The sequence below is a fragment of the Glutamicibacter sp. NPDC055354 genome (assembly GCF_053644955.1).
On sequence record NZ_JBSHMB010000001.1, the window covers coordinates 1611928 to 1627769 of the forward strand.

At 59.6% G+C, this 15842-nt stretch carries 14 protein-coding genes; 7 read left to right on the forward strand and 7 right to left on the reverse strand.

The window, feature by feature from the left end; all coding sequences use genetic code 11:
- On the reverse strand, positions 1-2525 hold a 2525-nt coding region (locus tag ACWICV_RS07535; protein ID WP_454152484.1), incomplete at its 3' end, for a choice-of-anchor G family protein.
- A 520-nt stretch (positions 2526-3045) separates the two neighbouring features.
- Between ACWICV_RS07535 and ACWICV_RS07540 the strand changes: the two genes are divergently transcribed.
- Positions 3046-3711, forward strand: coding sequence for a LuxR C-terminal-related transcriptional regulator (locus ACWICV_RS07540; RefSeq protein WP_454090543.1), 666 nt, complete (start codon positions 3046-3048; stop codon positions 3709-3711).
- A 17-nt stretch (positions 3712-3728) separates the two neighbouring features.
- Here ACWICV_RS07540 and ACWICV_RS07545 read toward each other — a convergent pair whose 3' ends face one another.
- The 3 genes from ACWICV_RS07545 to ACWICV_RS07555 all read right to left on the reverse strand — a co-directional run bounded on the left by ACWICV_RS07545 (position 3729) and on the right by ACWICV_RS07555 (position 7618).
- Positions 3729-4442, reverse strand: coding sequence for an SH3 domain-containing protein (locus ACWICV_RS07545; protein ID WP_146112337.1), 714 nt, complete (start codon positions 4440-4442; stop codon positions 3729-3731).
- 100 nt (positions 4443-4542) lie between these two features.
- Positions 4543-5043 (reverse strand): ferritin, encoded by a 501-nt coding sequence (locus ACWICV_RS07550; RefSeq protein ID WP_133834868.1) that lies wholly within the window; start codon positions 5041-5043, stop codon positions 4543-4545.
- A 145-nt stretch (positions 5044-5188) separates the two neighbouring features.
- Complete coding sequence (locus ACWICV_RS07555) at positions 5189-7618, reverse strand: Tex family protein (RefSeq protein WP_454090964.1); 2430 nt, start codon at positions 7616-7618, stop codon at positions 5189-5191.
- A gap of 129 nt (positions 7619-7747) precedes the next feature.
- Here ACWICV_RS07555 and ACWICV_RS07560 point away from each other — a divergent pair, with 129 nt between their 5' ends.
- On the forward strand, positions 7748-8044 hold the full coding sequence (locus tag ACWICV_RS07560; RefSeq protein ID WP_286172318.1) for a hypothetical protein: 297 nt from the start codon (positions 7748-7750) through the stop codon (positions 8042-8044).
- A gap of 43 nt (positions 8045-8087) precedes the next feature.
- Positions 8088-8498, forward strand: a complete 411-nt coding sequence (locus tag ACWICV_RS07565; RefSeq protein ID WP_133834871.1) for an RNA-binding S4 domain-containing protein — start codon at positions 8088-8090, stop codon at positions 8496-8498.
- Here ACWICV_RS07565 and ACWICV_RS07570 read toward each other — a convergent pair.
- A complete protein-coding gene (locus tag ACWICV_RS07570) occupies positions 8495-10444 on the reverse strand; it encodes a prolyl oligopeptidase family serine peptidase (protein WP_454090542.1) in 1950 nt (649 codons plus the stop codon). The two genes, ACWICV_RS07565 and ACWICV_RS07570, sit on opposite strands and share 4 nt — an antisense overlap.
- Positions 10445-10519: 75 nt before the next feature.
- Between ACWICV_RS07570 and ACWICV_RS07575 the strand changes: the two genes are divergently transcribed.
- Both ACWICV_RS07575 and ACWICV_RS07580 read left to right on the forward strand, forming a co-directional pair.
- Positions 10520-11059, forward strand: coding sequence for a DUF1697 domain-containing protein (locus tag ACWICV_RS07575; protein WP_454090541.1), 540 nt, complete (start codon positions 10520-10522; stop codon positions 11057-11059).
- Between the two features lie 59 nt (positions 11060-11118).
- Entirely contained in the window at positions 11119-11775 is a 657-nt protein-coding gene (locus tag ACWICV_RS07580) for a trimeric intracellular cation channel family protein (protein ID WP_454090540.1), read from the forward strand.
- On the opposite strand, the gene ACWICV_RS07585 is transcribed toward ACWICV_RS07580, so the two are convergent.
- Positions 11772-13028, reverse strand: a complete 1257-nt coding sequence (locus tag ACWICV_RS07585; RefSeq protein ID WP_454090539.1) for an MFS transporter — start codon at positions 13026-13028, stop codon at positions 11772-11774. The genes ACWICV_RS07580 and ACWICV_RS07585 overlap by 4 nt on opposite strands.
- Positions 13029-13045: 17 nt before the next feature.
- Positions 13046-13600 carry a TetR/AcrR family transcriptional regulator gene (locus ACWICV_RS07590; protein ID WP_105658857.1) on the reverse strand — a complete coding sequence of 185 codons (555 nt, stop codon included), beginning with the start codon at positions 13598-13600 and terminating at the stop codon, positions 13046-13048.
- Positions 13601-13734: 134 nt separating this feature from the next.
- Between ACWICV_RS07590 and ACWICV_RS07595 the strand changes: the two genes are divergently transcribed.
- Both ACWICV_RS07595 and ACWICV_RS07600 read left to right on the forward strand, forming a co-directional pair.
- Positions 13735-15252, forward strand: a complete 1518-nt coding sequence (locus tag ACWICV_RS07595) for an MFS transporter (RefSeq protein ID WP_400289605.1) — start codon at positions 13735-13737, stop codon at positions 15250-15252.
- Between the two features lie 294 nt (positions 15253-15546).
- On the forward strand, positions 15547-15750 hold the full coding sequence (locus ACWICV_RS07600; protein ID WP_013349999.1) for a cold-shock protein: 204 nt from the start codon (positions 15547-15549) through the stop codon (positions 15748-15750).
- The last annotated feature ends 92 nt before the right edge of the window (positions 15751-15842 follow it).

Consider the following 15842-nt stretch of genomic DNA (forward strand, 5'->3'; position numbering starts at 1 on the left):
TTGTTCTCAGCCGAGTTCACCTCAGTGTTCTCAGCCGAATTATCCGCAGTGTTCTCAGCCGAGTTCACCTCAGTGTTCTCAGCCGTGTTCTCAGCCGTGTTCACCTCAGTGTTCTCAGCCGAATTATCCGCAGTGTTCTCAGCCGTGTTCTCAGCCGTGTTCACCTCAGTGTTCTCAGCCGTGTTCTCAGCCGAGTTCACCTCAGTGTTCTCAGCCGAATTATCCGCAGTGTTCTCAGCCGAATTATCCGCAGTGTTCTCAGCCGAGTTCACCTCAGTGTTCTCAGCCGAATTATCCGCAGTGTTCTCAGCCGTGTTCTCAGCCGAGTTCACCTCAGTGTTCTCAGCCGAATTATCCGCAGTGTTCTCAGCCGAGTTCACCTCAGTGTTCTCAGCCGTGTTCTCAGCCGAGTTCACCTCAGTGTTCTCAGCCGAATTATCCGCCGTGTTCACTTCAGTGTTGTCCGCGGCGTTGACCTCAGTGTTGTCCGCAGTGTTCACCTCAGTGTTGTCCGCGGCGTTGACCTCAGTGTTGTCCGCAGTGTTCACCTCAGTGTTGTCCGCAGTGTTGTCCGCGGCGTTGACCTCAGTGTTGTCCGCAGTGTTCACCTCAGTGTTGTCCGCGGTGTTGACATCGGTATTAGCCTCTACAGCAGTGAAGGTCACACTATCGTTAGTAACATCATCCGTTGCCGTGACCGTGTGCTCACCTGGAGCGACATCAGTGAAGGTGTAAGTCCAGTTACCTTCAGAGTCCACCGTCGCAGGCTCAGGGGTTCCGCCATCGATTGCGACCTGCAACTCAGTATTTGGTTCTCCCGTACCGGTCACAACCACGTCACCAGTAGGAACTTCTTGGCCATCGGTTGGGGTCAGGATGTCGACTGGAGCTGCAGTTTCCTCTGCCGCGGCTGATTGCACGGTCGAGGAGGCAAGCGACAGATTCGCAAGTCCGCCTTCAACGACATCTGGCAATACTGTCACCGACATTGCACGAATCGTGAAGCTGTCAGGCCCAAGATCGCCTTCTCCGAGCATTGGAGCTTCGGTCGGCTGTTCGTTGATCGTAATCGTGACGACTTCGTCGAGAACTCGACGAAGCACCGGTTCAAGTCCGTCGGCGACAACAGCGACAACGGGATCGACAATCCCTCCGAGGCCGTTTCCAACATTATCCAATACACCCTGGACCAACGGACCGGTCGTAGTAGTAATTCCGGAAGCGACTGCAGCAGTGATTGGGTTCAGCAAACTGCCGACTGGGATAATTCCCAGCAAATCAAGTTGAGTTTTTGCAGTTGGTGCAGGAGACTCGGTTCCTGCGAACTGGGCTAGGCTACCTTCGATCAATACGCCGCCGGTCGCCGTAAGTGGGAACGTTCCAGCTGTAACATTCAAGTCAAGCTTTACGTTGAGATCATTCAGCGCTGATTCAACGATGGTCGTTGCCTTGGTGCTGATACCGGACAGGCTCTCAGTGATGCCATTAGCGATAGCATTCAGTACGGTCTCACCGATCAGCGGAGTATTCGGGTCAAAGCTATTGAGATCGCTACCGTTTTCTTCGATCAGCTTAGCTAGATCAACATGAATGTCACCAGTTCCCAAATCAATCGAGATCGATCCGCTGTCGTTGGCAATAGGGGTAGAGATCAGTTCGTCAACGATGGTGTCTCCCACCGTATCCAAACCATCGATGGTTACTGTTGCGGCATTCACATCGACTAGTGGAATTACTTCAGCTGCAGCGCGAACACTCTGCAACAGAGAATCCAGTGCCCCTCCGGGCTCCACCAGCCCACTTACCGGATCCACAGCTGTTTGGAATGTTTCACCTAAGGTGGTGCCTAAAGTACCGACCAGAGGGCTGCTCAGCTCAAGTTCCGCACCAGCGATAACATAGTCTTTTACATCGACAACATCCTCGTTACTCTCAGCTTCCGAGGCAAGTGCACCAAGCTCAATGCGCGCTTCGTCTAGGATCTGATCGGTCAGAATGTCAATATTTGCCTGATCGAAAAGTGCGCCCAAATCGATGTATGCAGGGTCCGCGCCGACGCCGGTGTTTGGTGACACAGCGACGGCTCCGCCGTCAGTTACCGCGCCGGAGGATGCACGAGAGTGCGTCTCCGTATCAGCAAGACTGTAGCTGTTCAGCGCACCGAGGCTGCCTAGATCAATAAGACCATCGCCTTCAGCATTCTTGAGTAGCGGAAGCTGAATACCATCTCCGAGATCAATCGTCTCATCCGCTAGCAGGCCCACATCCAGCTGACTGGTATCCGCACCGAGGTTAGCGTCAGTCGGGAAACTTTGCTGTGTGAATCCCGAACCGGCAATGTCGAAGGTCGACAAGTCAAGATCAATGATATGAGCTTGAGCTTGCGACGGATCCTCAGGGCTGAACGCGTTTGCTGGCGCAGCGCATAAAACCGCTGATGCGGCAAATACGGCCGTCGTCGTTCCAAAGGCCAGCCCGGTGGTAGCTGAGCGCCTGAAACGCGCATCCTTATTGATATTCTTCAAAACTCGTGTCCTCCCACGCAGTAATGCATTGAAATATCGCCCGGTTGGGCCGTATTCCAATGGCTCCTCAAGTTGCGAGGCCTCGCAAAACCTGATTACAAAAACATTTTGCGAAGCCGATTCGTTCCATCGGATCTTGAGCGCACCCTCGCAGGGAGGCCCGTATTTGACTCTACGGTTGATGAACCTCGACTCACAGGTTTCTTTCAGCCATTTCTTTGCATACTCAGGTCAAACTTCTTGGCCACGCGGTCAGAATCGATGGCCAGCAGGTAATACTGGGCAGTAATTTAACTTCCTGCCATTGGAGAAAATAATGCACTAACAACCACTGACCTGAAAATTTACCCAAACAGTGATGTAACAATATGACAACAACCTCGCAATGCTATCTGTCAAGCCAAGGGATTTGACTAGTTGGCCATAGACTGTGAATCACCTGCTAGCTTTCCCCACCGCAGAACGGGTTAGGAAGGATTGGCCAGGACAACACCAGTTCGTAGTGATGGAGGATTCTTGTATGTCGCACATCCGCATTCATCTGGCTGATAGTGACCATTTCTCACGGGCCGGGATTGCTGGAGTCTTAGCCGAGGCCAGCGACATGATGATCGAGCATGTTTCGGATTGCATGTCCGAGGCCGTTCAAGCTGCAACCGAGTTGGAACCGGACCTCGTCATCCTGGAATCGTCGCTGAATGGGACGGATCTGTTCTCCTCGATCCGGGAAATCTCCGAGAGTGCACCGAATACCAAGATCGTGGTGTTGGCTGCCCGATACCAGCGGGACGATATCTCCAAGGCCTACGATGCCGGCAGCTCGGGACTGATCTCGAAAAGCTCCATCAGCTCGGAACTGCCCAGCGCATTGCGCATGCTCGCTGCAGGCTACCAACTTTTTGCCCAGCCGTCGGACGGTTGGGAATCGACCGCGAAAATCGTGCGCCGCTCAGGCCAGCAATCTGTCGTGCGCAAGCTCAGCGAACGCGATCGCAGCTTGGTGCGCCTGGTAGCGGCCGGGCTCACCAATTCTCAGATCGCCCGCATCGCTCACATCTCCGAGGGCTCGGTGAAGCTCCACTTGGCGCGCATCATGGAGGAACTGGGCGTCACCAATCGTGTGCAGCTGGCAGTAGTGGCTACAGAATCCGGATTGGTTTCGTCTGCGGATCTGCAGATCGCCTGAAGCAGAATCGAATCTGGTCAGTACACCGTACGAAGCTGGCTGGCAGGGATCCACATTTCTTCGCCGTCACGGTCAATCTGCCGCCACGCGCCCTGGCGCGCGACGATGACCACGGCCGTGTCTGCTGGGAGAATCCGCACTAGCGAGTAATGGTCGCCAGGACCGCGTCTCGCGTTCAATCCGATGGTGGTCAGTGCCCGCTGGTTGGGGACGGCGATCAGCCCGCCCTTGGCTGGACGGGAGGGAATCTCCTGCAGGTACATGCTGGGAACCCAGCCCAGCAATTTGCCGCACTGCACTTGGGACCACAATCCCTGCTGGAGCATCGAGCGGACCTTGGACCCCTGGTCAATGACCTTGAGCACCGGATACCCAGTGCCGCTGCCCTTGCGCAGATTCAACGTTGCCGTCGTAGCATGGGTGGCTTCGATCAATGAATAGCGTGAAAGAACTGGCTCGGCCAGCTCGTCATCGTCTTCGGCAACTACCGGCTCGTCAAAGACCGCCGGGATCGCTTCAAGATAGATATTCGGCAGCCAACCGTAGATCTGGTGCACGAGAACATGCGCCCACGAGCCGTTGACCTCAATCAGGACCAGCTCTGTGCCTTGCTCCAAATGGCTCTGCACTACGTAGTGGCGGCCGGCGCCCTTGCGCAGCTTGAGCGAGGCAGTCGTCCGGTGGGTATTGGCAATGGACGACGTCCGAGCCGACTGATGTGGATAGCCCACCTGGTTCACAACCACCTCAAATGAAAAAACTTAGGGAAGCAACCACCGGTTGCTTCCCTAAGTTTATTCCATTTTTAGAAGATGCGTGCTTCGCCGCCTCTTAGGATGCGGAAGAACGCGAGCCGAGCTCTGCATCCAGTCGCAGCAGGCCGCTTCCATCGTTGCCGATCATCCTGACGCGATCCAGGATTTCACCAACGGTGGCTTCCTCTTCAACCTGCTCATCGATGAACCAGTGCAGCAGCGGCAGGGAGTCGATGTCGCCCTCGGTCTGTGCCAAACGGTACAGCTCGCGAATTGCTCCGGAGACCTTCTGCTCGTGGGCCAAGGAAGCTGCGAAGGCATCTGCAACGCTGTTCACATTCACAGTCGGGGCAGGCTGCTCGCCAATCTTCGGGTGGGCCGAGCGGTCGGTCATGTGGGTCATGAACTTTTCCGCGTGCACGATTTCCTCGCCGGCCTGGGCGCGGAACCAGCCAGCAATGCCGGGAAGGCTCAATACGTCCATTTCAACTGCCAGCTGACGGTAAACCGTTGCTGCGGTTAGTTCGAGAGTTACCTGGGTGCTGAAGGCTTCTGCCAGTTTTCCTGTAAGTTCCATGTCATCAGACTAAACCTGTTTTGCCACCTTGTCACCGAAGTTCGGACTCACTTAGTCAAACCTGAATTAGGGAATCATCCCAAGTTGGGATCGAGTTAATGTAGCCGATACTAACCTAACTTAGGCATGCCGATACGATGCTAACCTACTTGCCCAGTCCTGCTCTGCGCAGCGCCTCGGCCATCGCGGTGTTGCCCGGTGCAGCCGGTTTGCCCTGCGCGGGCTGGGCCTTGCGGTTCTGGCCAGTGCGGTTCTGGCCCGAGCGCGCCGAACGGCCAGCTCCCGGTCCCTTGCGTTCGCCTGGTCCGGAGTTCCTGGCCTCCGCGCCAGCAGCAGGCAGTTCGTCATCCAGTCGCAGAGTCAGCGAAATGCGCTTGCGCACGGTATCCACTTCCAGCACCTTGACCTTGACAATCTGGCCGGAACTGACCACTTCGCGAGGATCCGAAATGAACTTGCTGCTCATGGCCGAGACGTGGATCAGGCCGTCTTGGTGGACGCCCAGGTCCACGAACGCACCGAAGGCGGCAACGTTGGAGACGGTGCCTTCCATGATCATCCCCGGCTTGACGTCCTTGATGGTCTCGACGCCTTCCTTGAGCGTGGCCGTCACGAATTCGCCACGGGGGTCGCGGGCAGGACGGCGCAACTCGGCAATCACGTCACGAATGGTTGGCTCGCCAAATTGGTCCGTGGCGAAGTCCTGCGGGTTCAGCTCTTCAAGCCGGCGGCCCTGCGCCTCGGCGCTGCTCTGCAGGGTCTTGGCCAGAACATAAGCTTCGGGGTGCACCGAGGAAGCATCGAGTTTCTCCTTGCCGCCGGTAATGCGCAAGAAGCCTGCGCACTGTTCAAAGGCCTTGGCTCCCAGACGCGGTACCTTCAGCAGATCCTTGCGGGTGGCGAAAGGGCCGTTGGCGTTACGGTGATCCACGATGTTGCGGCTCAGCAGCGGTCCCACGCCGGCTACACGGGCCAGCAAGGCAGGGGATGCGGTATTCACGTCGACGCCGACGGCATTCACGCAGTCCTCGACCACCGCATCCAGTGCGCGGTCCAGCTTCGAGGCAGTGACATCGTGCTGGTATTGGCCCACGCCGATGGACTTCGGATCGATCTTCACCAGCTCGGCCAGCGGGTCCTGCAAGCGGCGGGCGATCGATACCGCGCCGCGCAGCGACACATCCATATCCGGCAATTCCTGGCTGGCCAATTCGGAGGCCGAGTAGACCGAAGCGCCGGCTTCCGAGACGATGACCTTGCTGACGCCCTCGCCGCCAAGCACCTTGATGACCTCGGCAGCCAGACGGTCTGTTTCGCGCCCCGCTGTGCCGTTGCCTACCGCAATCAGCGTGGTGCCGTGCTTCTGGGCTAGCTTGGCCAGTACCGCGATGGATTCATTCCATTTATTGGCTGGCGCATGGGGATAGATCGTTGCCGTTTCCACCGATTGGCCGGTCAGGTCCACCACTGCAACCTTCACACCGGTGCGCAGGCCCGGGTCCAAGCCCAGCACGGCCTTGTTGCCGGCCGGCGCCGCCAGCAGCACATCGCGCAGGTTCGCCGCGAAAATCTTCACCGATTCATCTTCAGCGGCTTCGAACAGGCGTGAGCGCAGGTCTGATTCAAAGCGGGTCAGCAGGCGGGCTTTCCACGCCAAACGCACGGTCTGCGCAATCCATTTGGCAGCAGGCGCACCGGTGGGAACGTTCAGCCCCAGGGAGGAGGCGATAGCGTTCTCGTAGGCGCTGCGCGCTTCGTCCAAGGCCTGTTCGTCGCGTGGATCAGCTTCAGCGAGCTGCAGATTCAGCACGCCTTCGCGTTCACCGCGCAACAGTGCCAGGACCCGGTGCGATGGCAAGCGATCAAGTGGTGCCACATAGTCCAGATAATCGGAGTACTTTCCCTGGCCCTCTGCGGTGGCGCCCGAGGCGACGCTGGCACCGATCTTGCCGGTGTTCCACAGGCGTTCGCGCAGTTCACCGGCGAGAACGACATCCTGGGATACGCGCTCGGTCACGATGGAACGCGCGCCGGAAAGCGCATCTGCGTCGGTGGCAAATCCTGCATCCGGGTTCAGGTAGTCGGCAGCCGCCTGCACCGGATCCGTCATTGGGTCCGCGAGCAGCAGATCGGTCAAGGCTTCCAGGCCAGCCTCGCGGGCAATCTGGGCCTTGGTGCGGCGCTTGGATTTGAATGGCAGGTACAGGTCTTCGAGTTCCGCCTTGGTGCTGGCGGCGCGAATCGCCTCGGCAAGCTGGTCGGTCAGCTTGCCGGCTTCGGCGATGGCTTCCAGTACAGCTGCGCGGCGGTCTTCCAATTCACGCAGGTAGCGCAACCGTTCTTCGAGCAGGCGCAGCTGGCTGTCGCTGAGCATGCCGGTAACCTCTTTGCGATAACGGGCAATAAAGGGAACGGTGGATCCGGAGTCCAGGAGCTCGATCGCTGCCTTGACCTGCCAGGGGGCTACCGCGGATTCCTCGGAGAGTTCCCGGGCCAGTTGGGCAATGATTTGCTGCCCCGTTGCGCTGTCATTTGCGGTGTTCTTCTGCTCGCTAGTCACCGATCCATTGTGCATCATGCCATCCGATCTTCAGATGATCGACTCGGTTGGCATTCAGCAGAAACTCAATCTCCATGGCTATGATTTATTGTTATGGGGATTGAGAAAGTTCGAAAAGCAACAGCGCTCGTTGCGATTTCGTGTATGGCTCTATTGAGCACCGGATGCGCATTTGTTGAAGACACCGCGGCCGACGCGGCTAACCAGCTGACCGATGCAGCGTCCAAGGAAATCGTGCGCCAGGCCTGCGCACCGGTACAGGACGGCACCATTGACGCTAGCGAACTTCGTGTCCTCTCGTCCATTGTGAAGTCGGTCCAGGGCGGTGGCCTGCCGCAAGACTTGGTCGATGTGCTCCAGGAGCTCGCCAATTCAGGAGACCAAGCACCCGAAGCGCTGCAGCAGCGCCTGATCGGGATTTGCGACGAGGCTACGGTTTAGCAGCTTCAGCGGCACTAGCCATCTGCTGATTTAGAATTTTCCCATGGTCGAAATTCCAAGAAGCGGCAAAGTACGTCTCGATGCGTGGCTGTGGTCAGTACGCATCTACAAGACCCGTTCGTCCGCGACCACTGCTTGCCGTGCCGGACATGTTCGCTTGAACGGCGATCCGGTGAAGGCTTCGCAAACCGTTGTCTCCGGTGATCGCATCCGTGTGCGCAAAGACGGTTTCGACCGCGAGCTGGAAGTCAGCGGGCTGATCTCCAAGCGCGTCGGCGCGCCAGTTGCCGCAAAATGCTACATCGACCACACCCCGCCGCGCGAACGCCTGGTCATTCCCCAGGTACCGATCCGCGAACGCGGCGCCGGCCGGCCCACCAAGAAGGACCGCCGCGAAATGGATCGCTTGCGGGATTCCTGGCAGGCCCCGGATCCAGGTCCTGATCTGTCCTAGGACAACACGATCGCCGGAACGTCCGACTGGAATTCGAAGATCTGCGCGTAGAAGGCCAATGAGCTTTCCAACGCCTTGATGATGTTCTCCGACTTCCTGAACCCGTGCTGTTCTCCTTCGAAGAGAATGTAGGCATGGGCAATGCCGCGTTCGGCCAGCGCGTCCGCCACGATCTGGGACTGCGCCGGCGGCACCACCTTGTCTTCATCCCCCTGCAACAGCAATACGGGGCAGGAAATCTTCGCCACGTGATTGATTGGCGCGCGCTTCTCGTACAGATCGGCAGCTTCCGGGTACGGTCCGACCAACGTGAACATGTACTGCGATTCGAAGTCGTGGGTGTCCTGCACCAGGCCCACCAGATCCGAAACACCGTAGCGGCTGATGCCCGCGGTGAAGGCATTGGAGAAGGTCAGCGCGCACAGCACGGTCCACCCGCCGGCGCTGCCGCCTTCGATGCCGATGCGTGCGGGGTCGGCAATGCCCTGCGCTACCAGCGCGTTGACCACCGCGACGGTATCGGCAACATCGACTACGCCCCAGGAGCCGCGCAGGCGGTTGCGGTATTCGCGGCCATAGCCGGTGGAGCCGCCGTAGTTCACGTCGACTACCCCGATCCCGCGCGAGGTGTAATAGGCAACCGTGGCACTGAGCGTCGGGGAAGCCTGGCTGGTCGGGCCTCCGTGCACGAAGGTGACGAAGGGCGGCAGTTCGCCCTCCATCCCTGCGTAGCCTTCCTGGGAAGGCCGGTAGAGCAACGCGTGGACGGACTGGCCGGCGAGGTTCTTGCACTCGAACTCTTCAACCTCCGGAAGCACCGCTGGATCCGGCAGCTGCGCAATCGCACGGGTCACCGGGTGGTGTTCCAAGGTGTCGAGGTTGATCAAGGTAATTTCTTCGCCCTGGGTCATCGAGGACGTGCCGGCGAGCAGCCACCCGTCACGCAGCGCGAACGGGCGGATGCCGGTGAATGGCAGCGCGAGGTCTTCGAATCCCCCGGTGTCCGCGTGCAAGCGTGCCAGCTTGGTGGTGCCGGTGCCGTAGGAGCACAGCAGGGTGCGGGCGCTTTCTGCCAGGTACCATCGCGTGCCCACCTGCCAGAGCGGGCCGGCGAATTCTGCGGCACGGTCAACCAGCCGGGTGGTGCGTGCCGAGCTGTCTTGGTAGAGGTAGGGGTTCCACCAGCCACTGGCATCGGAGATGAAAGCCAACTGGTCATCATCGAGCCATTCCGGCTGCATGACCGAGACTTCTGCTCCACCGGCAATGACGGTGTCCTCCAGTACGCCTTCTTCGGTGAAGTCAGCCACGTGCAGCTCGGTGGAGTCCCACGGCATATTCGGATGTTCCCAGCTGATCCAGGACAGCCGGGTTCCCGCGGGGTTCAGCCGTGGCGCTGCAACGAATCGCGCTGGGGCGCTGAGGATGCGGATCTTGCCCGGGTCCTCGGCTGCGCTGCCGTCCAGGGGAATTTGCACGATGTGGCGTACTGGTTCTGCCCGCAGGTCTTCCATGATGGCCAGGATGCTGCCTTCTGGACCAGGGGTGAATTCGGCGAAGCGCAGCTGCGGGTCTGCGTCGACTCCGCTGGCGGGGGTCAGGGCCGCGGCATCGTGCTCCCCTACGGTTTGCCGGTAAACCCGCTGGTCAGCGAAGTTCGCAAAAACAATTGCCGAGGTGCCGCCCTCGATGAGCATCCAGCTGGAGCCACCGTATTCGTGGACCCGGGAGCGCACGTTGAATGGTGCCTGGATGAGCTCTGCACCGGCAGTGCCGTCGGTGCCGTACTCCATCAGCGTGATGCGCCCGCCTTCGGCAGGACGGCCTTCCTGGACAATGAGCTTGTCCGAGAAGAAGCAGGCTCCGCCCAGCGGCTTGGTTCCGGCAGCGACGTCATGCGCGGAAATCGATGATGGCCATGATCCAAAGGGTAAGTGCGTAGGCATATTCTTGATCCTAGCGATCTTTATGACTCATAACGACCCTCGACAAGCATCAATCCGATGCGCTTGGATTGATCCATGACTAGATACGCCGTATTCCTGCGCGGGGTGAATGTCGGTGGGGTCAAGGTCCTGATGAAGGACCTGGCCCAGCTGCTTCTCGCTGCTGGTTTCACCGACGTGAAAACCCTTTTGGCCAGCGGCAATGCGGTGCTCAGCGCATCCAGTTCTGATCCGTTGGAAGTCCAGGAGCACTGCAATGCGGTTCTGGCCGGGCACTACCAGCGGCCGATTCCCACGATTGTCTGCACCGTCGCGGAAATCCAGCAGCTGTCCCAGCCCTTCCCGCTGCCCTTGCCTGATCCGGCCAGCGAACACCATGGCTACTTCACGCTCTGCGAATCGGCTGAGGATGCCCAAGCGGTGGGCGCCGCTATCCAGGGACTCGCTGGGCCAGGAGCCTATCTGGTCCAGGGCCGTGCCGTAGCGTGGATTGTCCGCAAGGGCGAAAGCACCGCGAATCCCATCGGGAAGCTCATGGCCGCACAGGCAAAGCAACGCATTGTGACGACCCGTAACCACAACACCTTGGTCAAGCTCGCCAAGATTCTTGGCTGAGATCGCCGGTGAGCAATAATTGAGCCTTGACCCACTGATTGACCTGCAAAAGGCCCGGAATGTACATCCTGATCGAGCTCATTGGCATTTTCTTCTTCGCCGTCGCGGGTTCATTGATGGCCGCGCGCCGTGGCTTCGATCTGCTCGGTTCGGCCTTCCTCGGCGGGGTCTGCGGTCTGGGCGGCGGAGTGGTGCGGGATTTGATTCTCAATCAGTCCCCGGCGACTTTCGCGCATCCGGTCTACTTTGTGCCTCCGGTGCTCGCGGCGCTGTGCGTCTACGCGTTTACCCCCGCGGTGCAGAAGCTGCACCGCCTGGTCCAGCTATTCGACGCGGCAGGCCTGGGCCTGTTCTGCGTCACCGGTACGCTCAAGGCCCTGGAACACGACTTCAATCCGGTCGCCGCGGTCCTGCTTGGTGTCATCACCAGCGTAGGCGGCGGCTTGATGCGCGATGTCATTTCCAACGTCACCCCTGATTTGTTCAACCCGCGCGATATCTACGCGTTGGCCGCCATGGTGGGTGCCGCGCTCACCGCCGTGGCCTGGCATCTGGCGCTGATGAACGTTCCGGTGGGCGCCGGCATTGCCGCCTTGGCTTTTGCCATCCGCGTGGCTTCCATCCGCTTCGGCTGGTCGGTCCCGTTGGCCGCGGGCCATTGGCATCGCTCCCGCCCCACGCCACCGTCCAGCGAAGGTCCGCAGCGCCACTTCTAGTCGATGCGCTCGAGCTTGCCCAGGTCCTCGGTGCCTGGCGAATCATCTTCGATGGTGCGCGGCGGGTTGATGATGATCGCGCCGACCAGCATCACGATGACGCAGCCGCCGAGCATCGAAAAGGCCGCACCCCATGAATCGGTGGCTTTCTGCACCACGCCGAAGAGCATGGGAACCACCGCGGCACCGGCATAGCCAAGGCCCTGGGCGAAGCCCGAGAGCACGCCTGAACCGTAGGTTGTGCGCGAGCGCAGGTTCATCATCAGCAGCGCAATGGCGAAGGTGCCCTGCCCGAGGCCAGCCAGGCAGATCCATAACGCAGTGTTCTGCGTTGGCGACAGGTAGATGCCAAGGTGCCCGGCAATCCAGCACATGGTGAAGACCAGGACTGCAATGATCGGGTGCTTCAGCCGAGGCACCCAGAGCGGAACCAGCAGGCTGACCGGCAGGCCGAGGATCGCGAAGAGCGCCAGCATGTTGCCAGCTGCCATTTCGTCGAGGCCGCGGTTCTGCAGGTAGGGCGGAAGCCAGGTGAAGTAGACATAGGTCTGCGCCGAGTTCCCGGCCAGGAAAATTGCCAGACCCCAAGCCACTTTGGACTTCCAGGGGTTGATCTTGGCGATAGGCTGCGGATGCCCGCTGGCGTGGACGGGATTATCCAGGCGCTGTGTCCCGCGGTCGGCAACCAGCTGCACCAGCCATGGCACCAGCACGATGCCCGACAGGGCGGCCCAGGAACCAATGGAGATCTTCCAGTCGCTGAGATTGGCCAGTGGAACAGAGAACTGAGGGGCCATCCAGGTGCCGATGGCCAACATCGTGACGTAGCCGCTGGTGACCATGCCGATACAGTCCGGGAAGTACTTCTTGACCAACGGCGGCAGCACCACATTGCCCATGCCGTAGCCAGCCAAGGTGATGATGGACAGGGCGAGGAAGGAATAGACCTCGGGCATGAAGATCCGCGCGACCTGGCCGATGACAGCTAGGCCCAGCGAGATCATCAGGGTTTTTTCCAGGCCGAAAGCCTTGATCAACCGCGGAGTGAGCAGGCCGAAGACTGCGAAAGCAATGGGCGCGAGCATCGCCAGCAGGCCGGTGGTGAACTCGGTGAACGCGATATCCGCTTCAATGCGGGAGAGCAACGGGGAAACTGACACCACTGCGGCGCGCAGGGACAGTGCCAGCAGCAGGATGCCAAGCAGCGCTCCAACTCGTCCTCTGATTGGAGAAGCAACGCTCTTGTTCTTCATTGATTTCTACCTGCTCGCTATTCGTTGAGGTTTCCCAACTTTTTTATTCTCGAGACCAACTCTAGTAAGCGATTGAGCTCGCCATCAAAATTGCGTTCGTACCAAGTCCCGGGCAGGGCCAGGTTCGCGTAGAGCCCCTCGCCGGCGAGCATCACCAGATGCGCGATGTCCTTGCTGCCGACTTCATCCAGAATGCACCGGTACCAGCGCTCATTGGTGCTCTCGATTTTTTCCGTCGCGGCTTTGACCCCGGCCTGGGCCAGGCGTTGCAGGGCCACCAGGTGCCGATCCAATTCGGTATCGACTTCCGCGCTGGTGCGCACGTAATAAACGGACGCCCCTTCCGCCGAGGTGCGCATCCCCTCGACATCACGGGCAACATGTTCCTCCGCGGCCTCGATGACCGCGTCCGCCAGCGCATCCTTGGAGGCGAAGTGGTAGAGCAGCCCGCCCTTGGAGACCCCGGCGCGTGCGGCCGTGGCATCCAGCGTGGCTGCCCGCTCCCCCTCTTCGCACAAGAGCGCGATATAGGCGTCAAGCACTTTGCCGCGGGCAGCAGGTGGGCGAGCCATAGTTCTCCGTTCCAAGGTGTAGTTCGTGATCGATCTGACTTTACCAACAATTGTAACTATACCGTCTAGACGGTACAGTTAACAATTGCGGGCAAATCGCCGCGCATTCCACTACCTATCCAAGGGCGAACGTCATGACCTCGAATATCTCCGAACGCGTTACAGTGCTCAGCAAGCCGCGCCGTTGGGCGGCACTGGTGGTCCTGCTGTTCCCTGTACTGCTCATTTCCGTCGACAACACCGTACTCTCCTTCGCGGTCCCGGCAATCACCGGAGCCCTGTCCCCCTCGGGGAACCAGCTGCTGTGGATTATCGACATCTACCCGCTGATCCTGGCCGGGCTGCTGGTCCCCATGGGTTCACTGGGCGACCGCATCGGCCGGCGCAAGCTGCTGCTGATCGGTGCGACCGGCTTCGCGCTGGTTTCCGCCCTCGCCGCTTTCGCCACGGATGCCACCCAGCTGGTGGCAGCCCGTGCCCTGCTTGGCGTCTTCGGCGCAATGCTCATGCCGGCCACGTTGTCCTTGATCCGCAATATCTTCATGGATGATACCGAACGCCGGACCGCCATTGCGGTGTGGGCGGCGGCCTTCTCCGGCGGCGCTGTGCTTGGCCCCATTGTCGGCGGCGTGCTGCTCGAGCACTTCTGGTGGGGCTCGGTCTTCCTGATGGCCGTGCCAATGCTCCTGCCCCTGCTGATCGGCGGCATGATCCTTGTTCCCGAATCCAAGGACCCGAACCCGGGCCGCGTGGATCCGTTCTCGATCCTGCTGGTGGTCTTCACCCTCCTGCCTTTTGTCTACGCCATCAAGACTGCGGTAACTGCCCCGTGGTACTTCTCGGCCGCGGCCATCGTCCTGGCCATTGTCTGCGGTGCGGCTTTCGTACGCCGGCAGCTCAAGGCCGAACAGCCGATGCTCGATGTCCGCTTGTTCAGCAACGCACTGTTCTCTGGCGCGTTGATGGTCAACCTGATCGGCATCTTCTCGCTGGTGGGCTTCATCTACTTCGTCTCCCAGCATCTGCAGCTCATTGCAGGGTTCTCCCCGCTGGTGGCGGGACTGTGGATGACCCCGGGCCTGGTGCTGACCATGGGCTTCGGATTGCTCTCGGTGGCGCTCTCGCGCCGTTTCGGCACGCCGAACATCATGGCCATCGGCCTGATCCTCTCCGCGGTCGCCTACCTGCTGGTGATCCTGGCCGGGGAGGGATCCAATTCCTTCCTGCTCATGACCGCGTTTGCTGTCCTCGGTACGGGAATCGGCATGACCGAGACCTTGTCCAATGACATGGTGCTCTCCGCAGTCCCGGCTTCCAAGGCCGGCGCGGCATCGGCGATCTCGGAAACCGCCTACGAAGTGGGCTCGGTACTGGGCATTGCAGTGCTCGGTACCATCCTGAATACGGTCTACACCTCGCGGCTGCTCGCGCCCGGCTCGCTGACCGATGCCCAGCTGCAAACTGCCGGCGAGACTTTGGGCGGAGCGCACCAGGTCGCCGCCGATTTGAGTGCCGCCGATGCGCAAGCGCTGCTGGGCTCCGCAGCCATGGCCTTCGACCACGGAGTCCTGCTGACTTCCGGCATCGCCGCGGCGTTGTCCCTGATCGCTGCCGTGGTCGTATTCCGCGTCATCAAACCGGCATTTCGGTGAACTCGGCTCACCGCTTAACCAAATTTCTGATTAATTGGTTCAAAGTTATTCATTTGTCGTCACCAAACACGTAGGCTAGGCAATGTAGTTCCAAAGTAATTCGCGAAGTACCCGTTAGAAGTTTGTGAATGTCGTACCACCTCGGTTGACGCGAGCCCCCTTCTAGACGTGAAGTGAATGACTTGGCTGCTTCGCATTATCCGTCTTCCATCCTGGAATTCGGAGGGTGCGCAGATTACAACCAAGCTCGCCAACTAAACCGGCGAGAAACGTCTGAAAGGACCAAATAAGAAAATGGCAACCGGAATCGTCAAGTGGTTCAACGCTGAAAAGGGCTTCGGCTTCATCGCTCCAGACAGCGGCGATCCAGACGTCTTTGCACACTTCTCTGCAATCCAGACCCAGGGTTTCCGCACCCTGGACGAGGGCCAGAAGGTGGAGTTCGAAGTTGTTGAGGGTCCAAAGGGTCTGCAGGCTGCAGACATTCGCGCTCTCTAAAGAAGGTCTTTGGCGCTAACGCCAGACTTAGCCAGGGAACGGCTATCCGCACTGCGGATAGCCGTTCCTTGCGTTTGAGGCGGAAATTACTG